Annotated in this window: 20 protein-coding genes; 13 read left to right on the plus strand and 7 right to left on the minus strand. The window is 70.0% G+C overall.

Features of this window, described 5'->3' with window-relative positions; genetic code table 11:
* The 4 genes from CCN51_RS25615 to CCN51_RS25630 all read left to right on the plus strand — a co-directional run.
* Window positions 1-1,858, plus strand: a 1,858-nt coding sequence (locus tag CCN51_RS25615) for an SDR family oxidoreductase (protein ID WP_086860124.1), incomplete at its 5' end; no start/stop codon positions are given.
* The gene (locus CCN51_RS25620) at window positions 1,855-3,006 is read left to right on the plus strand and encodes an alpha/beta hydrolase (protein WP_238545534.1); all 1,152 of its coding nucleotides are present in this window, start codon (window positions 1,855-1,857) and stop codon (window positions 3,004-3,006) included. The genes CCN51_RS25615 and CCN51_RS25620, both read left to right, overlap by 4 nt.
* Window positions 3,007-3,061: 55 nt before the next feature.
* Window positions 3,062-3,844 carry an alpha/beta fold hydrolase gene (locus CCN51_RS25625; protein ID WP_014181757.1) on the plus strand — a complete coding sequence of 261 codons (783 nt, stop codon included), beginning with the start codon at window positions 3,062-3,064 and terminating at the stop codon, window positions 3,842-3,844.
* Between the two features lie 48 nt (window positions 3,845-3,892).
* Window positions 3,893-4,999, plus strand: a complete 1,107-nt coding sequence (locus tag CCN51_RS25630; RefSeq protein ID WP_014181756.1) for a hypothetical protein — start codon at window positions 3,893-3,895, stop codon at window positions 4,997-4,999.
* Between the two features lie 58 nt (window positions 5,000-5,057).
* On the opposite strand, the gene CCN51_RS25635 is transcribed toward CCN51_RS25630, so the two are convergent.
* The 3 genes from CCN51_RS25635 to CCN51_RS25645 form a co-directional block, all read right to left on the minus strand.
* The gene (locus CCN51_RS25635) at window positions 5,058-5,759 is read right to left on the minus strand and encodes an SDR family oxidoreductase (protein WP_014181755.1); all 702 of its coding nucleotides are present in this window, start codon (window positions 5,757-5,759) and stop codon (window positions 5,058-5,060) included.
* A 157-nt stretch (window positions 5,760-5,916) separates the two neighbouring features.
* Entirely contained in the window at window positions 5,917-6,489 is a 573-nt protein-coding gene (locus CCN51_RS25640; protein WP_014181754.1) for a TetR/AcrR family transcriptional regulator, read from the minus strand.
* 46 nt (window positions 6,490-6,535) lie between these two features.
* The gene (locus CCN51_RS25645; protein ID WP_014181753.1) at window positions 6,536-8,335 is read right to left on the minus strand and encodes a glycoside hydrolase family 9 protein; all 1,800 of its coding nucleotides are present in this window, start codon (window positions 8,333-8,335) and stop codon (window positions 6,536-6,538) included.
* A gap of 205 nt (window positions 8,336-8,540) precedes the next feature.
* Here CCN51_RS25645 and CCN51_RS25650 point away from each other — a divergent pair, with 205 nt between their 5' ends.
* On the plus strand, window positions 8,541-10,766 hold the full coding sequence (locus CCN51_RS25650; protein WP_014181752.1) for a glycoside hydrolase family 43 protein: 2,226 nt from the start codon (window positions 8,541-8,543) through the stop codon (window positions 10,764-10,766).
* A gap of 86 nt (window positions 10,767-10,852) precedes the next feature.
* Here CCN51_RS25650 and CCN51_RS25655 read toward each other — a convergent pair whose 3' ends face one another.
* The 3 genes from CCN51_RS25655 to dctA form a co-directional block, all read right to left on the minus strand.
* Window positions 10,853-11,944 (minus strand): tartrate dehydrogenase, encoded by a 1,092-nt coding sequence (locus CCN51_RS25655; RefSeq protein WP_014181751.1) that lies wholly within the window; start codon window positions 11,942-11,944, stop codon window positions 10,853-10,855.
* Between the two features lie 159 nt (window positions 11,945-12,103).
* Window positions 12,104-13,009: a LysR family transcriptional regulator gene (locus CCN51_RS25660; RefSeq protein ID WP_014181750.1), complete on the minus strand. Its 906-nt coding sequence runs from the start codon at window positions 13,007-13,009 to the stop codon at window positions 12,104-12,106.
* Window positions 13,010-13,080: 71 nt separating this feature from the next.
* Window positions 13,081-14,544 (minus strand): C4-dicarboxylate transporter DctA, encoded by a 1,464-nt coding sequence (gene dctA, locus CCN51_RS25665; RefSeq protein WP_014181749.1) that lies wholly within the window; start codon window positions 14,542-14,544, stop codon window positions 13,081-13,083.
* Between the two features lie 283 nt (window positions 14,545-14,827).
* Between dctA and CCN51_RS25670 the strand changes: the two genes are divergently transcribed.
* The 6 genes from CCN51_RS25670 to argG all read left to right on the plus strand — a co-directional run bounded on the left by CCN51_RS25670 (window position 14,828) and on the right by argG (window position 21,114).
* The gene (locus tag CCN51_RS25670; protein ID WP_014181748.1) at window positions 14,828-15,799 is read left to right on the plus strand and encodes a DUF1996 domain-containing protein; all 972 of its coding nucleotides are present in this window, start codon (window positions 14,828-14,830) and stop codon (window positions 15,797-15,799) included.
* Between the two features lie 90 nt (window positions 15,800-15,889).
* Window positions 15,890-16,468 carry a sigma-70 family RNA polymerase sigma factor gene (locus CCN51_RS25675; RefSeq protein ID WP_014181747.1) on the plus strand — a complete coding sequence of 193 codons (579 nt, stop codon included), beginning with the start codon at window positions 15,890-15,892 and terminating at the stop codon, window positions 16,466-16,468.
* Entirely contained in the window at window positions 16,465-17,181 is a 717-nt protein-coding gene (locus CCN51_RS25680) for a zf-HC2 domain-containing protein (RefSeq protein ID WP_014181746.1), read from the plus strand. The genes CCN51_RS25675 and CCN51_RS25680 overlap by 4 nt, the downstream gene beginning before the upstream one ends.
* Before the next feature lie 156 nt (window positions 17,182-17,337).
* Entirely contained in the window at window positions 17,338-18,255 is a 918-nt protein-coding gene (locus CCN51_RS25685) for an NmrA family NAD(P)-binding protein (RefSeq protein WP_014181745.1), read from the plus strand.
* A 413-nt stretch (window positions 18,256-18,668) separates the two neighbouring features.
* Window positions 18,669-19,784 carry a hypothetical protein gene (locus CCN51_RS57890; RefSeq protein ID WP_238545532.1) on the plus strand — a complete coding sequence of 372 codons (1,116 nt, stop codon included), beginning with the start codon at window positions 18,669-18,671 and terminating at the stop codon, window positions 19,782-19,784.
* Window positions 19,699-21,114, plus strand: coding sequence for an argininosuccinate synthase (gene argG, locus CCN51_RS25695; RefSeq protein ID WP_245881684.1), 1,416 nt, complete (start codon window positions 19,699-19,701; stop codon window positions 21,112-21,114). Before CCN51_RS57890 ends, argG begins: the two co-directional genes overlap by 86 nt.
* Before the next feature lie 70 nt (window positions 21,115-21,184).
* Here argG and CCN51_RS56550 read toward each other — a convergent pair whose 3' ends face one another.
* Window positions 21,185-21,694: an ABC transporter permease gene (locus tag CCN51_RS56550; protein WP_014181742.1), complete on the minus strand. Its 510-nt coding sequence runs from the start codon at window positions 21,692-21,694 to the stop codon at window positions 21,185-21,187.
* Window positions 21,695-21,895: 201 nt separating this feature from the next.
* Between CCN51_RS56550 and CCN51_RS25705 the strand changes: the two genes are divergently transcribed.
* A complete protein-coding gene (locus CCN51_RS25705) occupies window positions 21,896-22,603 on the plus strand; it encodes a response regulator (RefSeq protein ID WP_014181741.1) in 708 nt (235 codons plus the stop codon).
* A gap of 80 nt (window positions 22,604-22,683) precedes the next feature.
* Window positions 22,684-23,029 (plus strand): AfsR/SARP family transcriptional regulator (locus CCN51_RS25710; RefSeq protein ID WP_211303253.1); only part of this gene is annotated, 346 nt, incomplete at its 3' end.

Here is a 23,029-nt window from a genome sequence, read left to right on the forward strand (position 1 = left end):
CCCCACCGCCCGCGCCCTGCCCGCGGACACCGCCGACGAGGACCTGGACCTGGTCCTCGCCGACCTCGCCCGCGCCGACGCCCTGCCGTGGACGGGCCCGCCGGAGCCGGCCCCGCCCCGTCGGATCCTGCTGACCGGGGCAACCGGCTTTCTCGGCGGCCATATGCTGCTCGACCTGCTGCGGTACAGCGACGCCCACGTCTACTGCCTGGTCCGCGCGGCCGACGAAGAAGAGGCCACATCGCGGCTCGGCACCGCGCTGACCAGTTTCGCCCTCCCCTGGTCCGCGGAGATCCGCAGGCGGGTGACGGTGCTGCCGGGCGACCTCCGCCGGCCGCGCCTCGGCCTGTCGGAGGAGCGCTGGGAGGCGCTGGCGGAGGAGCTGGACTCGGTCGTCAGCGTGGCGGCGGCGGTGGACTTTCTGCGCGGCTACGCGTCGCTGCGGCAGAGCAATGTGATCGGGCCGCTGACGCTGGCCGAGCTGGCGGCGACCGGGCGGCCCAAGCCGCTGCACCACATCTCATCGATCGCGGTCTTCAACCAGGTCGGCATCGTCTCCATGGGCGAGGACGATCCGCTCGCCCGTATCGACCGCCTCGTCGCCGGCTACGACAGGTCCAAGTGGGCCGCCGAGACCGCGCTGCGGCGCGCCCGTGACCACGGCCTGGTGGTCACCATAATGCGCCCGGGAGGCATCGGCGGACACACCAAGACGGGCACGTACAACGCGCAGGACCTCAGCAGCGGGCTGATCTCGGCGTTCGGCCGGTTCCGTACCGTGCCCGCCTTCCGCTACCTCAACGCCGCCCCGGTGGACTGGGTGAGCCGGGTGGCGGCGGCCGTGATCTGCGAACCCGACGCCTGGGGCTACAACTACAACCTGACCGGTGTCCCGAACACCCTGGACGACGTGGTGCGGGACATGGGGTTCGGCGGGATGAACGTGACGGTGCAGGACTGGGACGAGTGGCGGGCCGACGCCCTGGCCCGTCTGGAGGCCGAACCGGTCCCCAAACTGGACTTCCTGACCAGGGTGTTGCGCAGCCCCGCGGCCCTGAAGCTGTGCGAGGCGACGCTGACGGGGCCGGCCGCCACCGACGAGCGCACCAGGGCGTTCGTCGCCGCGCACGATCTGCCGGCCGCGGCCCGGTACGACACGCAGGCGCAGCTGAAGACGTTCGAGCGGCTGGCGAAGGACGGCCTCGGTCGGCTGCCCGACCGCGAGGACCCGCCGTATCTGTGGTTCCCCGAGACGATCGAGGGGAGCCTGGGCTCGGTCGGCGGGCCCGCGCACAGCAGGTGCACGCTGTCGCTGACCTTGTCCATCGCGAGCATGTACCAGCTGGTGCGGGAGCGCCGGGTCGATGTCCGCGGAGAGCTCTTCTGCGCGCTGCTGCACCCCGATCCGGTCGTGGTGGAGCGGGGCGATCTGTGGATCCGGCCGCAGGAGGGGATACCCCTGACGCACGGTCTGCGGCATCAACTACTGCTCTACCGGCTGCGGTTGCGTGATGCCGACGGCGGGCGGTGGTGGCTGGAGGGCCGGAAGTTCGCCCGTGCGCGGCGCGATGTGTGGCGGCAGACTCGGGCGCTGACCGTCGAGATCGGCCGCGAAGGCGAGCCCGCGTGTCTGGCGGGCGAGGTCGTCGTGCCTGCCGACAGCTATGTGCGCGACCAGATCGACGGCATCCGGGTCGATCCGCGCCTCTCCAGCCAGGAGAAGCGGGTCGCCAAGCTGACGTGGCTGGCCTGGTTCGGCCGGGAGGTGGGCCGCGGCCTGCTCGGCCCGTTCGCCCGGGTGGGGGCGGACCTGCTCGACCTTCGCCGGAACCCGACGCTGACGGAGCGCACCCGATGACCCCGCTGACCCCGAGGAACCGGCAGACCCCGATGGCACCGGTGAACCCGCGGACCCCCGTGACCCTCCGGCCGCTGTACGCCCGGCTCGACGGGGCGAGGGTCGAGGAGATCCCCTTCCGGACCAAGGACGGGACCCGGCTCGGCCTGGGCAGGGTCACCACCGACTCGTCCCCCGGCCAGGGACACCGCCCCGCGGTGCTGCTGCTGCACGGCCACACCGCGTCCTCCGACATGTTCCTGCTGCCCGAGACCCGCAACCTGGTCGAGGTCCTGCTGGACGAGGGGTACGAACCGTGGCTGCTGGACTGGCGGGGCAGCTGCCGGCTCCCGTACAACGAGACCGGCCGCCGGTACACCTACGACGATGTCGCCGTGTACGACATCCCCGAGGCGGTGGCGCTGGTCCGGCAGCGGATCGGCGACCGTCCGCTGTTCGTCGTGGCCCACTGCATCGGCGCGCTCTCGCTGTCGATGAGCATGGCGGGCGGTCTGGTGCCCGGGCTCGCCGGGGTGGTGGCGCAGGGGGTCTTTCTGACGCCGAAGCTGGCGGGCCGTACGTCCCTGCGGATGACGCTGGCCGCGGAGCTGCTGAAGTCCCGTGTCGACCACATCCCCGTGGACTTCCGCACGGTGGGCTTCTGGTCGCGGTACACCCCGCTGTTCGCCCTGGCCTCCCGGAAGGCGAGCTGTCCGGACCCGACCTGCCAGATCCTGCACAACTCGGCCTGGGGCACGGGCGCCTCACTGTTCGTACACGAGCATCTGTCGGCCACCACCCACAACCGGCTGGCCGAGCTGCTGGGCCCGGCGCCGCTGTGGATCCTGCCGCATCTGCGCCGGATCGAGCTGGCGCGCAGCGTGGTGCGCTGGCACCACGGGGACGACCGCTACCGGGCGCTGCCGGAGAACGCGCTGGACCAGGCCGGTCGTATCGACTGCCCGGTGCTGCTGCTCTCCGGCAGCGAGAACGGGCTGTGGCTGGACTCCCAGAAGCTGTGCCACGAGGTTCTGGCCGCGCGTCAGCCGCGGCTGGATGTGGCGTACGCCGAGGTCCCCGGCTACGGTCACCTCGACACGTTCATCGGCCGGGGCGCCGCCCTCGATGTGTTCGGGCACATCCTCGACTTCCTGGGCAAGCACCGGTGATCCCGTACCCCACAGCCCCGCACCGTCACGCACCACAGCCCGGAGGTCATGCCCCATGCCGCAGCTCGAAGTCGGTGGCGCCCGACTGACGTTCGACGACGAGGGTCGCCGCGACGGTGTGCCGCTGGTGTTCATCCACGGCTGGACGGCCAACCGGCACCGCTGGGACCACCAGATGGCGCACTTCGCCCCGCACCGCCGGGTGATCCGGCTCGATCTGCGCGGGCACGGCGAGAGCGACGGCATGCCGCGCACCATCGCGGAGCTGGCGGGCGATGTGTCCGCCCTGCTCGACCGGTTGGAGGTGGACCGCTTCGTGCCGGTCGGCCACTCGATGGGCGGCATGATCGCCCAGACGCTGGCGCTCGACCACCCGGAGCGGATCGAGCGCATGGTGCTGGTGAACTCGATCAGCCGGATGGTCTACAACCGCGGCCGTGGCCTGCTGATGGCGGCCTCGACACTGCTGCCGTTCCGCGTCTTCGTCACGGTCAACATCCAGCGGGCCTTCGGCCCCGGCTACCCGCGCGCCGAGGTGCGCGAATACGCCCGCGCCTCCGCGACCACGCCGCGCGAGGTGGTCATGACGTGCTACGACGCGATGCGGGCCTTCGATGTGCTGGACCGGGTCGGTGAGATCCGGACGCCCACGCTGCTGCTGCACGGCTACCACGACATCCAGCTGCCGGTGTCGCAGATGCTGCGGATGGCCAAGGACTACCCGGACGCGGTGGTACGGATCGTCGACGCGGGCCACGAGCTGCCGGTGGAGAACCCCGCCGCGGTCAGCTCGGCGGTCGACTGGTTCCTCACGGCGGGAGGTTCGGGCGCCGCGTAGCGGGGGTGCCGATCCGGTGGGATGCGCCGGGTCCTTAGAGTCGCGTCCATGACGAGGACCACACCGCCGCGCCCGCTGGACGTCGAAGCGCTCTTCCCGGAACTGGCCGCGCACCGCGGTACGACGACCCGGCTGCATCCGCGGCCGGGCAGTCCGGGGGTGTCGGACAGTTCGGTGGGCGGTCCGCTGCTGTGGCCGGTGGACGAGCCGTGGCCGGTGTGCACCGAACCGCATCGGCGCGGGCGTGGCCGGCGTCCCGCGGACATCCACCGGGCGCGGCGGGTACTCGCCACCGCATGGGCCCGCGACCCGGCTTCGGGCCCCACGGAGGAGGAGCGGCGGCTGCTGACGGAGCTGGGCCGTGAGCACCGTGTCGCGGGGATCGAGGACACCGACCCGCTGCCGATGATCGGGGTCGCCCAGCTGTACCGGCGGGACGTCCCCGACCTGCCCGCGGGGCCGGACGGCTGCGATCTTCTCCAGGTGTTCTGGTGCCCCTTCGACCGGCACGGCAGGACCGGCTACGGCATGTCGCTGCGGCTGCTGTGGCGCCGGTCGTGGGAGGTCGATGAGGTGCCGGCCACGCCGCCGCTGCCGGAGGTCGTGGGCTACGAGGGATATGTGGCGGAGCCCTGCGTACTGCACCCGGAGCAGGTGGTCACCTATCCGTTCGCCGGGCTGCTGCCCGAGGAGCTGGAAGCCCGGATAGACGCCTGGGAGGAGGCGCTTGAGGAGGAGGCAGAGGCCGCAGAGGCCGAGATGGACTACGACGAGGAGGGCGAGGACAGCGGCGGACACGGGGCCGGGCATGATGCCGGGCATGAGGCCGGGCATGAGACCGAGCCGCCCGCCTACCAGTACGACCTGTCGATTCCGCCCGGCTGGCGCGCCGGCGGTTTCGCGTCATGGCATCTGACCGACCCCTCCCCCATGAACTGCCTGGCCTGCGCGACGCCGATGGAACTGCTGCTGACGATCAGCAGCTCCGAGTGGGACGGCGGCAGCCACAGCTGGATGCCGCAGGAGGACCGGGACCTTCCGGGGCGGCTGCGCTCCGCCGCGCCGACCAAGGTGACCGTGGGCCGCTGGGGTTTGTTGAACATCTTCGCCTGCCCGGCCGATCCCGGACATCCGCACCGCTGGAGCATTCAATAAGTCGGCCACCGCGGAGTGGTGTTCAACCGTGGCCGCGCCGCGGTTGAACACGTCTGCGCTACTGCGCCAGCTGCGGGTACAGCACCGCCGGGTCCTCGGCCAGCCCCGCCTTGACCCGCCGGGTGAGGTCGTCGGCCAGCACCTCGTACGCCCCCGACTCGATGCCGTCGAGCGCGGCCGCCGCCACCTGGCCCGCGTCGGCCTTGGGCGCGTCGATGTTCGCCGTCATATCGGTGTCCACGTATCCCACGTGCAGTCCGGTGACCCCGATGCCGCGCGGGTGCAGCTCCAGGCGCAGGGAGTTGGACTGGGACCACAGGGCGGCCTTGGATGCGCTGTAGGAGCCGGCGTTGCCCAGCCAGGAGAGCACGGAGTGGACGTTGAGGATGTGGCCACCGCCGTTGCGCTCGATGACGGGTACGAAGGCCCGGGTGACCAGCAGCGGCCCGTAGAAGTTGGTCTCGAACTCCCGGCGGACGTCGGCGACCGGGGAGTCGAGGAAGGAGGCGACGACCGAGGCGCCGGCGTTGTTGATCAGGACGGTGACGTCCTGGGCCTGCTCGGCGGCGGCCGCCACGGAGTCGGGGTCGGTGACCTCCAGTGCCAGCGGGACGGCATCGGGGTGTGTCACCGTACGCGGATCGCGGGCCGTGGCGTAGACCTTGGCGGCACCGCGCGCATAGGCCTCCGCCACGAGCTCTCGGCCGATGCCGCGGCTGCCGCCGGTGACGAGAACAACGGCGTCCTTGATCGCAGTCATGATGTCTCCCACTATGGTAAACCGATCGGTTTCTCAGGCTGACATCGCCACCGTAAACCGATCGGTTTCCTGATGCAAGGCGGGTTTGGAAACACAACTGCGCAGAAGAGGCACCGGTCCGCGGACAGGACCATGATCGCGGCCGCGCCTTGGCAGGTCAGCGCATACCGGCGGCGTCGAGCAGGGTGACCACGGTCGGCAGGAGCAGTCCGGCCATGGAGTCCGCCTGGATGCCCGCGCGGGCGCTCGCCCCGTCGAAGACCAGGCTCAGCTGCCGGGCGAGCAGATCGGGATCGCTCGCCCCGCCCCGTTCGGCCTCAGCCCGGAAGAACGCCGTCAGGCCCTGCTTGATCCGGAGCGCGACCCTGCTCGCGGGGTGGTTCACATCCTTCAGCTCGATCTGCACGGCCAGAAAGGGGCAGCCCCGATAGGCCGGCCGGCCCGCCTGCTCCTCCGCCTGCTCGAAGATGCCCAGAATCCGCTCACGCGGCGTACGGACGTCGTCCGCGCCGGGCAGGAGCCGCGCCGCGAAGCCGACGGCACGCCGCTCCAGGCTCGCCGCCAGCAGTTCGTCCTTGCTCTCGAAAAGCTGGTACATCGAGCGCTTGGACACCCCCGCCGCCTTGCACAGCGCCTCCACGCCGACACCGACGCCGTCCAGGTAGGCAAGGGTGGCCGCGGCCTCCAGCAGCCGGTCGCGGGAGCTCGTCTTCGTCGCGTCTGTGGTCATGTGCGACAGGCTAGTCCGGTTTCCACGGCCACCGAAACCGATCGGTTTACGACGGTCCGGGTCGGCGGCGATCCGGATGGCCCGGCTGGTCGGCCGCGAACGAGACGACCCACGACAGCGCCGCGTTCCAGTTGACGGCGACCTCGTTGGTCGACCACGACTGGATGTCGTCGAGGTAGCAGAGCTGCGGCGCGGGCCGCCGGGGCGGATTCACCGTGCGGTCGATCAGCAGCCTGTTCGCCTTCGGGTCCTCCAGGCCGGCGCTCGGGCCGCCCGCGAGCGAACCGGCCGGTGGCCCCGGCAGCGCGGGGTCGATCTGGTGGCCGTAGAGGCGGCTGTGCTGGTTGCGGGAGTGGTGTGCGCCGTATCCGGTCACATAGGACTGGTTGAGGGCATTGCGGCCGAAGATGTAGTCAAGACCTTCCAACACCCCGTCGCGGTACCGCTGATCGCCGGTCAGATCGAAGGCGGTCGCGATGACGACGAGCTTGTTGAGCAGCACGCTGTTGGAGCCCTGCACATACTCGCCTTCGCCGAGCGGCATCCCGTACGCCTGGCCGTGCGCCGTGTCGAGATACCGGTCCGCGGCGGCCACCACCGAGGCGCGGGCGGCCATCCGGTCGGGCTCCGGCAGCGGTCTTGGCACGGTGGCCAGGTCGAGCCGGCCGAGGGCGGCGACCTGCTGCCAGCCGAACCCGGACGGCGGAAACGCCTCGCCGGTGGCATAGGGCGAGGCCCGAAGGGCGTCGAGAAACGCCTGCTCACCGGTGGTGAGGAACAGTTCGGCCGCCGCCCAGTAGAACTCGTCGGTGACGTCCGTGTCGTCGTACGGGCCACCGCCGATCGTGTCGGCGCTGTCGGCGAACACGTCCCGGTGGGCCTGGGCCGCCACCCAGGCGGTGCGGGCGGCGGTCAGGCAGCGCTGGGCGAAGCCCGGGTCGTAGGGCGCGTACAGCCGGGCGCCCTGCGCGGCGACCGCGGCCAGGTTGAGCGTCGCCGCCGTGGACGGCGGGTGCAGATGGCGCGGTTGCGGGTCCTGGTCCGGGGACAGGGGCAGCTCGGTCCAGTTGTCGTCGTGCACCTTGTGGTGTGCCATCCCCGCGCGGGGCTGTCCGGCGGGCACCTGCATACGCAGCAGGAACTCCAGCTCCCAGCGCGCCTCGTCGAGGATGTCCGGTACGCCGTCGCCTGCCTCGGGGATACGCAGATCACCGTCGCCGGGCGGCCCCAGGCGCCCTGGGGGTGCGGTGAGTGTCCGCTCGTACTGGCTGAGGAGTTGGTAGGTGGCGATGCCACCGCCCACCACGTACTTGCCCGCGTCGCCGGCGTCGTACCAGCCGCCGCGCACATCCAGCGCATAGTCGCCGACAGCCGGCAGGCAGGGCACGCTGGTGTCGCCCTTGTTGGGAGCGACACCGATGTGTCCGGCCGGCCGCCCGTATCCGGGTGCCAGCGCGTCGGCGATGGGGATGCCGCTGCGCTGGACGTAGAAGAAGTGCAGGGCGTCGGAGCGCAGTTGGTCGTAGAGGGTGGCGGAGATGTTGAAGGGGTGGCTGGTCTGTCCGTCGGCGCTCAGCGTGTATCCGGTGCCGGTCTCGGCCACCGCGCCGAAGTCCAGTGTGTGCACCCGCTGTCCGGAGGACGGGTCCACCCCGGCCGGTGTCGAGGTGCCGGATGCCACGGTGACACCCGCGCTGTTGTTCAGCTGCCAGGGGATCGGCCTCGGGGCGTCGGTCACGACGGTCGCGTGTTTCGGTCCGCACGGCAGACAGCCGACCTGGTTGACCCGCACCCGCGGGCCGGTGTCCGATACGTACTGTCCCAGCTGTCGCAGCCCCTGTGCCATATCGCCAGCGTGCGCGGCGTCCGCCGGGCATGCCACCCGGGCGGGCCGCGACCTTGACCCGCCCACGCCGAGACGAAACCGCACAGGGCGGCCGAAAACTTTCGCACTCTTGAGCGGCCGCTCACCCATTGACGTGCAGGGTTCAACTGACAACACTTCGGGCCAGCAGTCCAACATAATCCATCAGACTCCCACAGGATGTTTCATGGCGTCCCGCACCGCCCGCACCTTCCTCCTGCCGCTGCTCGTCCTGTTCACGATGGTGGTGAGCCTCCTGGCCGCATCGCCCAGTCCCGCACAGAGCCGCGAAGCGCCATCGGAGGCGCAGCCGAGACCCAAGTACGCCGGCTATCTCTTCACCTACTTCACCGGTGAGGGCACGGCCGACGGCGAACAGATACGGATGGCCCTCAGCCGCGGCAACGATCCGCTGCACTGGCGCGAACTGAACGCCGGCAAGCCCGTCCTCACCTCCAGCCTCGGCGAGAAGGGGCTGCGCGACCCGTTCGTGATCCGCTCCCCCAAGGGCGACAAGTTCTATCTGATCGCCACCGATCTGCGGATGTACCAGAACTCCAGCGGCAGCTGGGACCAGGTGCAGCGCACCGGCAGCAAGTCGATCATGGTGTGGGAGTCGACGGACCTGGTCCACTGGACCGATCAGCGCCTCGTCAAGGTCTCGCCGGACACGGCGGGCAACACCTGGGCGCCCGAGGCGTACTACGACGAAGACCTCGGCGAGTACGTGGTCTTCTGGGCCTCGAAGCTCTACGCCGAGGACGACCCGAACCACACCGGCAACACGTACAACAAGATGCTGTACGCGACGACCAAGGACTTCCGCAGCTTCAGCGCGCCCAAGGTGTGGAACGACCCCGGCTACTCGGTCATCGACTCCACCGTCATCAAGGACAAGGGCACCTACTACCGGTTCACCAAGGACGAGCGCGACCCGTCCTCCGGCACGCCCTGCTCGAAGTTCATCACGGCCGAGAAGTCCACCTCGCTGACGGACACCTCGTACGACTTCGTCGCCGACTGCATCGGCAAGGGCGCGATCGACCGCGGTGAGGGGCCGACGATCTTCAAGTCGAACACCGAGGACAAGTGGTATCTGTTCATCGATGAGTTCGGCGGTCGCGGCTATATCCCGTTCGAGACCACCGACCTCGGCTCGGGCAAGTGGACGCCGTCCGAGAACTACCAGCTGCCCGCCAGCCCCCGGCACGGCACCGTGCTGCCGGTGACACAGGAGGAGTACGACCGGCTGCTGAGCGCCTACCCGGCGTCCGCCACCTCGCTCGCCGACGTCACGGCCAAGGGGCAGCACGGGTACGCGATCGTCACCGAGGCGAGCGGCAAGGTCGTGCTGCCGATGGACCCGAAGGCCGATCTCAGCCGTCTCGCGCCCCGTTTCGCGCTCCCGGCCGGCGCCACCCTCAGCCCGGCCTCCGGCACCCGGCGGGACTTCCGCAAGGCCCGGACGTACACGCTGAAGACCGCCGACGGGACGACCCGCACCTGGACCGTCGAGGCCGTGCCGATGCGCAGCCCGGTGCTGCCCGGGCTCACCGCCGATCCGGACATCCAGTACTTCGACGGCCGCTACTGGATCTACCCGACGAGTGACGGTTTCCGTAGCTGGAGCGGGACCAAGTTCACGGCGTACTCGTCGAAGGACCTGGTCCACTGGGAGAACCACGGCGTGATCCTGGATCTCGGCCCCGATGTGAGCTGGGCGGACAACAACGCGTGGGCGCCCGCGGTGGCCGAGCGGGACGGCAAGTACTACTTCTACTTCTGCGCCGAACAGCAGATCGGCGTCGCGGTCGCCGACTCCCCCGGCGGTCCCTTCAAGGACGCGCTGGGCAAACCGCTGGTGGCCAAGGGACAGTTCACCGGCCAGATGATCGACCCTGCGGTGTTCACGGACGACGACGGCCAGGCGTATCTGTACTGGGGCAACGGCCAGGCGTACGGGGTGCCGCTGAACGCCGATATGACGTCCTTCGACGCCTCGAAGGTGCGGCAGTTCACCCCGGACAACTTCCGGGAGGGCTCCTTCGTCGTCAAGCGCAAGGGCACGTATTACCTCATGTGGTCCGAGGACGACACCCGCAGCGAGGACTACCACGTCGCCTACGCCACCGGTACGACACCGCTCGGCCCGTGGACCAAGCGGGGCACGATCCTCTCCAAGCGCGCCGAGTACGGGATCAAGGGCACGGGCCACCACTCGGTGGTGAACGTCCCCGGTACGGACGACTGGTACATCGCCTACCACCGGTTCGCCGTGAACGGACCCGGGAAGGCGGGTGGCGACGGCACACACCGCGAGACCACCATCGACCGCATGGAGTTCGCGGCCGACGGGACGATCAAGCCGGTGGTGCCGACCCTGGAGTCCGTTGCCCCGGTCCACCGGCGCTGACCGCCACTGATAGGCAGCTGCGGACACCGGGGACGGATCTGACGGGCTGGGGCCGCGCGGCCCCGGCCCGTCAGCGTTGTTCCCGGTCAGATGTTGAGCGCGTCGATGAGGGCCTTGGTGACATCCTCGGTGGCGGCGGTGCCGCCGATGTCGCGGGTGAGGATCCCCGCGGCCGTGGTGGCCTCGATCGCCCGGTGCAGACGGGCGGCCTGGTCCGGGAGGCCGAAGTGTTCCAGCATCAGGGCGGCGCTGCCGACCGCGCCGATCGGGTTGGCGAGGCCCTGGCCCGCGATGTCCGGGGCGGAGCCGTGGACGGGTTCGAACATGCTGGGGAAGCGGCGCTCGGGGTTGAGGTTGGCGCTCGCGGCCAGGCCGAGGCTGCCGGCGAGGGCGCTGCCGAGGTCGGAGAGGATATCGGCGTTGAGGTTGGAGGCGACGACGACGGAGAGATCTTCGGGGCGGAGGACGAACTTCGCGGACATCGCGTCCACCAGCACGCTCTCGGTCTCGACGTCCGGGTAGTCCGCGGCGACCCGCTTGAACACGTCGTCCCACAGCACCATGCCGTACTGCTGGGCGTTGCTCTTGGTGACCGATGAGACCTTGCGGCGGGCGCGGGTGCGGGCGAGCTCGAAGGCGAAGCGCATGATGCGCTCGCAGCCGACCTCGGTGAACAGGGCGGACTGCACGGCCACTTCACCCCCCGGCCCCCGGCCGGAGAGGTTACGGCCGCCCAGCCCCGCGTATTCGCCTTCGCTGTTCTCGCGGACGACCACCCAGTCGAGCTCGGTGTCGTCGGCCTTGCGCAGCGGGCTTTGGACACCGGGCAGGAAGCGTACGGGGCGGACGTTGGCCCACTGGTCGAAGCTCTGGCAGATCTTCAGGCGCAGGCCCCAGAGGCTGATGTGGTCGGGGACTGTGGGCCAGCCGACCGCGCCGAAGTAGATGGCGTCGAAGTCCTTCAGCCGGTCCAGGCCGTCGTCGTCGATCATCTTGCCGGTGCGCTCGTAGAAGTCACACCCCCAGGGAAACTCCTGCCACGCGAAGGCGAATGCCTCATCGGAGCCCTGGGAGTCCGCGGCCAGGGCGTCCAGGACGGCACGTCCTGCGGCGACGACCTCCTTGCCCACTCCGTCGGCGGGGACGGCGGCTATGCGGAACGTGCGAGTTGTGGTCATCGGTGCCTCCGGCGCGTGGCAGGGCTGCGTGGGTTTCCCGAACGGGCGCGGGGCGGTGAGCGCCCGGCGTGTGCTGTGTGTTCGGTCGGTTCGAGTCAACACACCAGGGTCGTGGCCCGTCCAAGACCTGCTTTCGATGCGACCTATAGGCCTGACCGATCAGTTCTTCTGGGCGCGCTGCCGGGCCAGTGAGGTGGTGAGGGCGAGAAACGCGCGGGCGGCGGGGGTCAGGTGTGCGGGGAGGCTGACCATCGCCACATGGAGGTGGGCGCTGTGCTCGATGGGCGCCACCACGGCCCCGCACCGCCGGGCCAGCCAGGTCCAGGAGGAGGGCAGCACGGCGACTCCCACCCCGGAGAGGACCAGGGGCAGGATCGAGGTGCGGTGGTCGACGACGGTCACGATCCCGGTGCCACTGCCACCCGCGGTGATCTCGTCCACGATGCTGCGCATCAGGCTGCCCGGCCGCGAGGCGATGAGCTTCTGTCCGGCGAGCTCATCGGGCCGGATCGCCATATCGTCCCGGATGGGCCCGTGTGGCTGTGGCGCCGCGACCACCACGAACGGCTGGTCCTCGACCTGCAGTACATCCAGCCCGGACACCGCCACCGGGCTCGCCGAACCGAGCAGCCCCAGTTCGCATGCGCCGCTGCGCACCATGGACACCACCTCGTCGGGGGTGAAGGCGGCCTGGGTGCTGACCGTGACCGCCGGGTACCGCTCGGCGAAACGCTGGACGAGGGTGGTCAGCGGCTCGATCCCGGGCGAGGGCATGGTGGCCACCTCGACGGTCCCGCCGTGCAGCCCGGAGAGCGCGGCGGCGGTGTCGCGTACGGCCGTCATGTCCCGCAGCACCCGCCGGCTGGGCTCCAGCAGCTCCGCACCGGCCTCGCTGAGCACGACACCCCGCCCCACCCGGTGGAAGAGCGCCACCCCGAGATCGGCTTCCAGATTGGCCATCGCCTGGGACAGGGACGGCTGAGCCACGTGCAGCGCGGCGGCGGCCTTGCTGAAGCCGCCGTGCTCGACGATGGCGAGGAAGTACTCGAGCTGCCGGGCGTCCATGGCGCCTCTCCACATCGTTGACCTCGTCCGATAGGCGCAGCCTACCTATCAGCCTCCTTATGGGGCAGTCTTCACGCCGACGCCGGGGCGGACGCGGTGTCCGGGGCGCGGGCCGGAGCCGGCACGGTGTCCTCGGCCTCGACGGACACCGGAGGCTCCCCGGCCCGGCCCGCCAGCACCTCCCGGGCCCTGGCCAGATCCAGGCCGTTCTCCCACTTGGCGACGAACAGCGTGGCCACGGCATTGCCGAAGAAGTTCACCAGCGCCCGGCACTCCGACATGAACTTGTCGATGCCGAACACGAGCATGATGCCCGCCGCCGGGACATGGCCGACCGTCGACAGGGTCGCGGTGAGGGCGATGAAACCACCCCCGGCGACGCCCGCGGCGCCCTTGGACGTCAGCAGCATGACCGCGAGCAGGCCGAGTTGCTGAGTGATGGACAGCGGAGTGTCGGTGGCCTGGGCGATATAGACCGTGGCGAGGGAGAGATAGATCGCCGCGCCGTCGAGGTTGAAGCTGTAGCCGGTCGGCACGACAAGACCGACCGTGGACCGCTCGACCCCCATGAACCGCAGCTTGCGCATGAGACCCGGCAGCGCGGGCTCGGCGGTGGACGTGCCCAGGATGAGGAAGAACTCCTCCTTGAAGTAGCGGAAGAGCTGGAAGATGTTCAGCTTCACATACGCGGCGAGCACACCGCCCAGGACAACCACGACGAACAGCAGCGAGGTGGCGTAGAAGAGCAGGATCAGCGAGCCGAGGCTGGTCAGCGTGGACAGGCCGAACTTTCCGATGGCGTACGACATCGCGCCGAAGGCGCCGAGTGGCGCGACCTTCATGACGAAGGACAGCACCTTGAACACCACCTCGGTGAGGCGATGGACACCCGCGATGATCGGCTCCCCCACCGCGCCCACGGCCTTGAGCGCGATACCGAAGACCACGGCCAGGAAGATGACCTGGAGGATGTCGCCTTCGACAAAGGCTCCGAAGAAGCTGTTCGGCACCACATGGGTCAGAAACTCCCACCAGTGCTGATGCCGGCCTTGCTCGATGTACTGTCCGGCGTCGCCCGAGGTGTCGAGTGTCGACGGGTCGGCGTGTACGCCGTCGCCGAGGCGGACGATATTGATGGCCATCAAGCCGGTCAGCAGGGCGACGATGGTGCCGATCTGGAAGTAGGTCAGCGCTTTGATACCGGTCAGGCCGACCTTCTTCAGATCCGCCACCCCGGCGATACCGCCGATGATGGTCAGGAAGACGATCGGCCCGATCAGCATCTTCATCGCGGTGATGAACGTCGTGCCGATCGGCTCCATCGAGGTGGCCAGATCCGGCCATCGCCACCCCAGCACGATGCCGATGACGATCGCCACGAGCACCTGTATGTACAGCTGCCGGAACCATGGCTTCGCGGTGTCCCTCGTATCCCGGATCTCCCGGGTGTTCCGGGTGTTCCGGGTGTTCCGGGTGTCTCGCGTGTCCGAGGCTTCCTGTACGCCGTCTGCGGCACCGTCCGGGGTATGCACCATTGCGACCTCCCTGCACGCGCGACACCGAGCCCGATCGGCATCGCGCTGACTTCCGCCACAGTGAACCGGGTCACACGCCGGGGGTCCACGACCAAAAATCGATGCCCCGTATAGGTGCTCCCTATCAAATCCGCCGCAGCTGGCCGCCCCCTATACCGCCCCCTCATAAGGAATTCCCCGACGGAGCCTCCGCTCCGGCTCGACCCCAACCTTGATGGGGCCGGGCAAGTGCTGGGACCCTGCTCCCGTGTGGCTTCGACACCTCCGTCCAAGGTCCCGGCCGGTGCCGGTGGTTCTCACCGTGACGCTCTGTCTGTCCGTGATCGTCGCCGTGGGGATCGTCTTCGCCGCCGGCCGTGCGGCTCCGGACCGTACGGGCCCCTCGGCCGACCGCTATGTCGAGATCACCGCCGTTTCTCCGGCCGTCGTCCCGGCGACCGGGCCGGACGCCTCCACGGGATCCGTCACGGAGGACTGCGGGCGCAACGAGAACGGGCACCACAACGCCGACAATGTCGTCGTGGCCCCGGGTGTGGTGGGCGGCGCCCACCACACCCATGACTACGTGGGCAATGTGTCGACCGACGCCCTGTCGACCAACCAGAGCCTGGCCCGGGCCGGAACCACCTGCGCGGGCGGCGACCGCTCGACGTACTACTGGCCGGTGATCCGGCGACTGGATCGCACCGGCAGCGATGCCCATGCCGTGGGCGGAGGGGCGGACGGCAACACCGGCGCGATCGTGACACCGTCGTCGGTCCGGGTGGAGTTCCGCGGCAACCCGGTGAGCAAGGTGGTCGCCATGCCCCGGTTCCTGCGGCTGGTCACGGGAGACGCGGTCGCGGCGACCGCGGGCGGCGATGCGCGGATACGGGCCCAGTGGGGCTGTTCCGGCCACCCCGGGCGGTTCACGACGGCGTATACGAGGTGTCCCCAGGGCAGCGGGCCCACCCGTACCTTCGACCTGCCCAGCTGCTGGAACGGACTTGCCACCGACAGCCCCGACCACCGCGCCCATGTGGTGTTCCCCGCCGTCAACGGCGTCTGCCCGCAGGCCACTTTCCCGGTGCCGCAGCTGCGGATCACCGTCGCGTACGACCTCCCGCACGGCACGCGCTACGCCGTGGACTCCTTCCCGGAGCAACGGCGTGATCCGAGGACCGACCACGCTCTCGTCATCAATGTGATGACGGACCGTCGGATGGCGTCGGTGGTGCGCTGTCTCAACGAGGGCCGTCACTGCCGGTCCATGTAACACAGCCCATGTGACACAGGCCACATTGAACCGGGGCCGTTCGGGATCCGTGTTCAGCGCGTCAGTGCAGGAGAGGACGGGAGTGGGTGGATGGCGGCGGCACTATGGTCCCGCACTCGCAAGAAGCAACAGAGAACGAGTGACGAGGCACTGATCCGGGCTCTCTACGAGGAACACGGCAGGGCGCTGCTCGCCTATGCGCAGCGGTTGACCGGCGATCACAGCGCCGCGGAGGACGTGGTCCAGGAGACGCTGATCCGTGCCTGGACCCACCCGGACGCGCTGGTCAACGGCAAGGGCTCGGTGCGCGGCTGGCTGCTCACCGTGGCCCGCAACATCGTCACCGACCGGTACCGGGCCAAGGCGGCACGGCCGACCGAGGTCGCCGAGTCCGCGGCCACCACGCCCGTGGCGCAGGACCACGCGGACGCCGTGGTGAATTCGATGCTCGTGATGGAAGCGCTCGACCAGCTTTCCCCGGACCACCGGGATGTGCTGAGGGAAATCTATTTCCAGGGGAGAAGCGTCGCCGAAGCGGCGAAAAGTCTCGGGATTCCACCCGGAACCGTGAAGTCGCGATCACACTATGCCTTGAAGGCACTGCGTGAAATGTACAGGGACAAACCGACGACGGCGAAGCTCGTCGCGCTGAAGGAGGTGGCGGTATGAGCATTCAGCAGCATGACAACAGCGAACTGCTCGGCGCCTACGTTCTCGGTGCGCTGGATGAGCAGGAGGTGCGGGCCATCGACGAACATGTGGCGTCGTGCCGGAGATGCCGCGACGAACTGGACGGGCTGCGGGAGATGGAGTCCGCGCTGGGTGAGGTGCCCCCCGAGGCGTTTCTCGACGGTCCGCCGGACGGCGGGGATCTGCTGCTGCAGCGCACCCTGCGGCAGGCCCGCGGCGAACGCGCGGGCATGGAGCGCAGACAGCGGGTGGTCCTGGCCGCCGTCGCGGCGGTCGCGGCCGCGGCCGTACTGGGCGGCGGTGTGCTGATCGGCCGGCACACCGGCGGGCAGACGACGGAGATCGCGGAGCGCCCGCCGACCTCGACCTCGGCTCCGGCCACTCCCCCGGCCGGTACGAAGGTGGCCTCGGTGACCAGCGCCGAGACGGGCAGCCGGATGACGGTACGGGTGACCCCGGCGGCCGACTGGGTCCGGATCAACGCCTCGGTCAACGGCATCCCGGCGGGCGAGCGCTGCCGCTTGGTGGTGGTGTCCGACGACGGCAGCCGCGAAGTGGCCGGGAGCTGGCTCGTCTCGGGCGAGAAGAAGGGGGCCAACCTCGACGGCTCGGCTGCCGTACCGGCCGGCAAGGTCGCCAAGGTCGTGGTGGAGAACGACAAGGGCAAGGAGTACGTGTCGGTCAAACTCTGACGAACGACCAGTCCCGCCACACCAGCACACTCCCACCAGCACACCCCCGGCCGGAACCGCCCCGTCCATGCGCCCCGGCCGGGGCAAGGGCGTACGAGGCCGACTCGCGCCGAGCGTGCGGGCCAGCGAGAATGCTGAGGAACAGGAGGACTCCCGATGCCTGAGACACGTCCGATTCTCGTGACCGGGGCGGCGGGCAGTGTCGGAGCCGTCGGCCGCACCGTAGTGGAACTTCTCCGCGCGAAAGAACTCCCCGTGCGCGCTTTTGTCCGCCGGGAGGACGAGCGAGCGCAGGCGCTGCGCGCCACGGGCGCGGAAGTCGTCGTCGGTGATCTCACCAACCCCGGGGACGTCGGCCGAGCCATGGTGGACTGCCGGCGGGTCTATTTCGGTATGGGCGTTTCCGCGCAGTATCTGGAGGCCGCGATCAACACCGCGGCCATCGCGCGCGACCGCGGACACCTGGACGTGTTCGTCAACATGTCACAGATGACCGTGGCCCAGATGAGCGCCACGAGCACTTCGGAATCGACCCAGCAGCACCAGCACTGGCTGGTCGAACAGGTCCTCAACTGGTCGGGCCTGCCGGTGACCCATATTCGGCCCACCGTGTTCATGGAGAACCCGCTCTTCCAGATCTTCGCCTACGCCTCGATGAAGAAGAGCGACACGATCCGGCTGCCGTTCGGCTCCGGGAAAACCTCGCCCATCGCCGCCCGGGATGTGGCAGAGGTCGTCGCGACGGTCCTGATGGATCCGGCTCCACACGTCGGGAACACGTATCACCTCACCGGCGACGCCTCCCGCGATATGACGGCCATGGCCGCGGAGTTCTCCGCCGCGCTCGGGCGGAAGATCACATACGTCGATGTGCCCTATGACCAATGGCTTCAGCAGGAGCTGGCCACCCAGGGCCTCCCCGACCATCTGTTCAACCATCTCTCCACGATGGCGCGGCTCCACGCCGAGAACCGCTACGACCGCGCCACGGACGATGTCAGCACGATCCTCGGCCGGCAGCCGACGAGCATGGAAGGCTTTGTGAAGAGCCATCCCGAATTCTTCGGGGAGTGAGTCACCCGGCGGGGGCAGCGTGTCGAAGGCCAGGCTCGATTTACCGGATCCCGATACCCCCGTGAAACCCCGGGACCGGTCCCGCCCGAGCCCCTATAGGCTCATAATTCATAACGAACCGTAACGGGGGTGTCCGCTTATGCCCTTACCGCACGGTGGATTCGACGGGTTCCCGGACGATTCCAGAGCCGAAGTCTTCGTACGCGAGTTCCTGACCGCGGTGGCTCCGGCGAACCGAAAGAACCTGGCGACGAAGCCGCCACTGTTCATCCTGCGGGTCCCGGGCGACGCCGCCCAGTGGGAGCCCGCCGCGCACCGGGTCCTGGAGGCGCTGCGCCGGTCGGCCCGGAGCGCGCGCCAGGGAGCTGCGGGAACACGTCTGCGATCGGCAACAGGCCGAGCGCCGCGGCCTGTTGGGGAGGCTCCCGGCGAGCGAGCCCCCGGCGGACAACATCCGGGGGTGGCTGCTGCGGGTCGGCTGGCTGTCGTTCACCCGCAGGCTCCCCCGCAGACTGTGGTCCTGGTGGACATCGGGGAAGGTGATGCGCGCCTGGCTGGCGGATCTGCCGGCGGCGGCGGGCGGCCGGACGCTGTTCGCGGTCATGGACCAGGTGGCCGCCGTCCAGGCGGTGCAGCTGAGGACCAATCCCCACCACGACGAAGCCCTCCAGGAACTGGAGGAGCTGCTGGTGCGGGCCCTGCTGGAGGATCTGCGCACCCCGCCGGTCGGCGGCGTGCTGCCCAGGCGGCGACGGCGCACAGCGCGGCCGGTGCTCCTGGTGGAGTTGGAGCCGACCGGGGCACAGGGCGCCCGTGGCGCCGAGCGCTTTCTGAGCGCGCTGCACCGGATGCGGGACACCGTGGCGCAGCCGGGGCCGCTGGTCATCGCCGTGGGACAGCCGTCCCCGGCCCTCCTCGCCGAGCTGGGCGGCCCGCCGGAGAGCAACTTCACCCAGGCCGGGCTGCAGCTGGGCCAGAAGGACGGCCCACCGGCCCTGGTGACCTTCGGCGAGGCGGCGCTCGCGGGCCCCGGACCGCCCGTGGGTCCGGTGGCGCCGAGGACTTTCAGGCTGAGCTGGCGGACCACCACCTCCATCGTCTCGGCCCTCGCGGCGCTGGCCCTGCTCGGCGCGGGCCTGACCGTGAGCCGCACACTGCCGGACCCCGCGGATCGCTCCTGCGTCGGCGGCAGCCGGTCCGTCGCCGAGTCCGCCCGCGCCACGCCGGTCCGGATGACACCGAAGGCCTGGTACAACGCGGCGCGCAGGGCGATCGACGCCGACGGCAGGGAACCCGGTGTCCGTCCGAGCAGCTTCCGCGACGTCCGGGTCAGATGTGCCTGGCGGTGTCCCGACCACCGCGCTTGCATGATCATGCGGGGTCATGCATACTTCTGCCGTGTCCAAAGTTCTCACCTCCCTGCCTGTCGGCGAGCGCGTCGGGATCGCCTTCTCCGGTGGCCTCGACACCTCGGTAGCCGTCGCGTGGATGCGCGACAAAGGTGCGGTGCCCTGCACCTACACCGCTGACATCGGCCAGTACGACGAGCCCGACATCGCCTCGGTGCCCGGCCGCGCCACGGCCTACGGCGCGGAGGTCGCCCGGCTGGTCGACTGCCGGGCGGCCCTCGTGGAGGAGGGTCTCGCGGCCCTGGCCTGCGGGGCGTTCCACATCCGGTCCGGTGGCCGCAGCTACTTCAACACCACCCCGCTCGGGCGGGCGGTCACCGGCACCCTGCTGGTGCGCGCGATGCTCGAGGACGATGTCCAGATCTGGGGCGACGGCTCCACCTTCAAGGGCAATGACATCGAGCGGTTCTACCGCTACGGTCTGCTGGCCAACCCCTCCCTGCGGATCTACAAGCCGTGGCTGGACGCCGACTTCGTCAGCGAGCTCGGCGGCCGCAAGGAGATGTCGGAGTGGCTGGTCGCCCACGGTCTGCCCTACCGGGACAGCACGGAGAAGGCCTACTCCACCGACGCGAACATCTGGGGCGCGACGCACGAGGCCAAGGCGCTCGAGCACCTTGACGTAGGGCTGGAGCTCGTCGAGCCGATCATGGGCGTGCGGTTCTGGGACCCGACCATCGACATAGCGGCCGAGGACGTCACGATCGGCTTCGAACAGGGCCGGCCGGTGACGATCAACGGCAAGGAGTTCGCCTCCGCCGTCGATCTGGTGCTGGAGGCCAACGCCATCGGCGGCCGGCACGGCCTGGGCATGTCCGACCAGATCGAGAACCGCGTCATCGAGGCCAAGAGCCGGGGCATCTACGAGGCCCCGGGCATGGCACTGCTGCACGCGGCGTACGAGCGGCTGGTCAACGCGATCCACAACGAGGACACCGTCGCCACCTACCACACCGAGGGCCGGCGGCTCGGCAGGCTGATGTACGAGGGCCGCTGGCTGGACCCGCAGGCGCTGATGGTGCGCGAGTCGCTGCAGCGCTGGGTCGGCGCGGCGATCACCGGCGAGGTGACTCTGCGGCTGCGGCGCGGTGAGGACTACTCCCTCCTGGACACCTCCGGGCCGGCGTTCAGCTACCACCCGGACAAGCTCTCCATGGAGCGGACCGAGGACTCCGCCTTCGGTCCTGTGGACCGGATCGGCCAGCTGACCATGCGCAACCTCGACATCGCGGACTCCCGCGCCAAGCTCGAGCAGTACGCGGGGCTCGGGATGGTCGGCAACTCCCACCCGGCGCTGATCGGCGCCGCGCAGGCGGCCTCGACCGGGCTGATCGGCGCGATGCCCAAGGGCGCGTCCGAGGCGATCGCCTCCGACGGCCAGGTCTCGGGCGACGAGCAACTGGACGACCAGCTGCTCGACCGCGCCGCGATGGAGTTCGGAGCCGACTAGCGGCCCCTGGTCACCTACGCATCACGCGGCGGCCCTCGTCCGGTTCCGATCCGGACGAGGGCCGCCGCGTTCACTCGTTGTGCAGCACCTCCGCGATCGTCAGCCGCGCCGCGCGCCGCGCCGGGATCAGGGCGCCCAGGACCCCGATCACCAACCCCGCCAGGGCCAGGCCGGCCAGGGCCAGGGGGTGCCAGACGTCGGTCATGTACGAGGGCAGGGCGATGTCCACCGCGTCCGCCATCCGCGGCACCACCAGGTCGTAGCCCGCGATGCCCAGCGGAATGCCGAGCAGCGAACCGGCCGTGCCCAGCACCGCCATCGACGTCACCATCATCGCCGTGACCTGTCGTGGCGTCATGCCGATGGACTTGAGCATGCCCAGGTCACGGCGGCGGTCGCGGGTGTTGAGGACGACCGTGTTGAAGACGCCCAAGGCGGCGACGACGGTCAGCATCAGGGTGAGGGCGGCCGCGGAGCCGATGATGGCCTGGGCGGCGGGGTCCGGTCCGTTCGGTGTCGTGGTGATCCCGGAGTCGGCGTCCCCGGCCGCGCGCGTAGGTGTCCGGGTCCGCTCCGTCACGGAGTTGGACGTGGTACGCGATGGGCTTCTCCTGGGGTGACAGGGCCGTCATCGTCGACCAGTCGCCCACGACCAACCGGTTGTTGTCCTCCATGTACTCACCGACGACGACCAGGTCGCCGTGCACGACGGAGACCTGGACGCCCGGCGCCGCCTCGGCGGCGGCTACCGGGTCCGGGCGCGTATCCCCCTGGACCGCCCATGACGGCGGCGCCCGCGGGCGAGCGGGCTCCGCGCGTGCTCATCGCCGACGACCAGACGCTGATCAGGACCGGTTTCCGGCTGATCCTCACCGCCCGTGGCATCGAGGTGGTGGGCGAGGCGGCCGACGGGGCGGAAGCGGTGGCGGCGGCGTGCGAACTGCGGCCGGACGTGGTGCTGATGGACATCCGCATGCCGACCATGGACGGCCTGGAGGCCACTCGCCGCATCCTGCGCCGGACCCCGGACTGCCGGGTGCTGATGCTGACCACCTTCGACCTGGACCACTACGTGTATACGGCGCTGTCCGTCGGGGCCAGCGGCTTTCTGCTGAAGGACGTCACCCCGGAACATCTGGCAGCGGCCGTACGGCTGGTGGACACGGGCGATGCCCTGCTGGCCCCGTCCATCACCCGGCGGCTGGTGGAGCGCTTCGCCTCACCGTCCGCCCCCGCCCCCGCCCAGCACGCCGACCTCGCGGCCCTGACACCCCGCGAGCTGGAGGTCCCTGGCCTGCTGGGCCGTGGCCTGTCCAACGCGGAGCTGGCCGTCGAGCTGACCCTGAGCGAGGCCACGGTGAAGTCCCATGTGGCCCGGATCTTCGCCAAGCTGGCCCTCCGCGACCGCGCCCAGGCCGTCGTGCTCGCGTACGAGACGGGGCTGGTCAGACCGGGTGACCCGGGCGCGGGCGGCTCCCCGGCCCGGTGAGGGGGCCGGNNTTCGGCCGCGGCCGAATCACCACTTAGAGTGATCGTGAACGGGGCGGCGATCGGATCTCGGAGGGTGAGTTGTCACAGGGGCCCGTGCGGTTCGCGCTGCTGGGGCCGGTCAGGGCCTGGCGTGGGGAGAGCGAACTCGACCTGGGGCGCCCTCAGCGCAGAGCGCTGCTGGCACTGCTGCTGGCGGGGGCCGGGCGGACGGTGTCGATGGGCGACCTGATCGACGGCCTGTGGAGCGAGGACCCGCCGGACAGCGCCGCCAATGTGATCCACCGGCATGTGGGCGCGGTGCGCCGGCTGCTGGAGCCGGAGCTGCCCACCCGGGCGGCGGGCCGTTGGCTGCTGCGCGGCGCGGGTGGCTACCGCCTGGAGGTCGACAACGGCTCCCTGGACCTGCTGCGCTTCCGGAGCCTGC

Origin of the sequence: Streptomyces milbemycinicus, from assembly GCF_002154605.1 — a bacterium.
Lineage (GTDB): Bacteria > Actinomycetota > Actinomycetes > Streptomycetales > Streptomycetaceae > Streptomyces > Streptomyces milbemycinicus.

What these genes read in the sequence shown, in the direction of transcription:
- CCN51_RS25620 (WP_238545534.1), top strand. Translation starts at nt 1,855, where the DNA reads ATGACCCCGCTGACCCCGAGGAACCGGCAGACCCCGATGGCACCGGTG.
- CCN51_RS25625 (WP_014181757.1), top strand. Translation starts at nt 3,062, where the DNA reads ATGCCGCAGCTCGAAGTCGGTGGCGCCCGACTGACGTTCGACGACGAG.
- CCN51_RS25630 (WP_014181756.1), top strand. Translation starts at nt 3,893, where the DNA reads ATGACGAGGACCACACCGCCGCGCCCGCTGGACGTCGAAGCGCTCTTC.
- CCN51_RS25635 (WP_014181755.1), bottom strand. Translation starts at nt 5,759, where the DNA reads ATGACTGCGATCAAGGACGCCGTTGTTCTCGTCACCGGCGGCAGCCGC.
- CCN51_RS25640 (WP_014181754.1), bottom strand. Translation starts at nt 6,489, where the DNA reads ATGACCACAGACGCGACGAAGACGAGCTCCCGCGACCGGCTGCTGGAG.
- CCN51_RS25645 (WP_014181753.1), bottom strand. Translation starts at nt 8,335, where the DNA reads ATGGCACAGGGGCTGCGACAGCTGGGACAGTACGTATCGGACACCGGC.
- CCN51_RS25650 (WP_014181752.1), top strand. Translation starts at nt 8,541, where the DNA reads ATGGCGTCCCGCACCGCCCGCACCTTCCTCCTGCCGCTGCTCGTCCTG.
- CCN51_RS25655 (WP_014181751.1), bottom strand. Translation starts at nt 11,944, where the DNA reads ATGACCACAACTCGCACGTTCCGCATAGCCGCCGTCCCCGCCGACGGA.
- CCN51_RS25660 (WP_014181750.1), bottom strand. Translation starts at nt 13,009, where the DNA reads ATGGACGCCCGGCAGCTCGAGTACTTCCTCGCCATCGTCGAGCACGGC.
- dctA (WP_014181749.1), bottom strand. Translation starts at nt 14,544, where the DNA reads ATGGTGCATACCCCGGACGGTGCCGCAGACGGCGTACAGGAAGCCTCG.
- CCN51_RS25675 (WP_014181747.1), top strand. Translation starts at nt 15,890, where the DNA reads ATGGCGGCGGCACTATGGTCCCGCACTCGCAAGAAGCAACAGAGAACG.
- CCN51_RS25680 (WP_014181746.1), top strand. Translation starts at nt 16,465, where the DNA reads ATGAGCATTCAGCAGCATGACAACAGCGAACTGCTCGGCGCCTACGTT.
- CCN51_RS25685 (WP_014181745.1), top strand. Translation starts at nt 17,338, where the DNA reads ATGCCTGAGACACGTCCGATTCTCGTGACCGGGGCGGCGGGCAGTGTC.
- CCN51_RS25705 (WP_014181741.1), top strand. Translation starts at nt 21,896, where the DNA reads ATGACGGCGGCGCCCGCGGGCGAGCGGGCTCCGCGCGTGCTCATCGCC.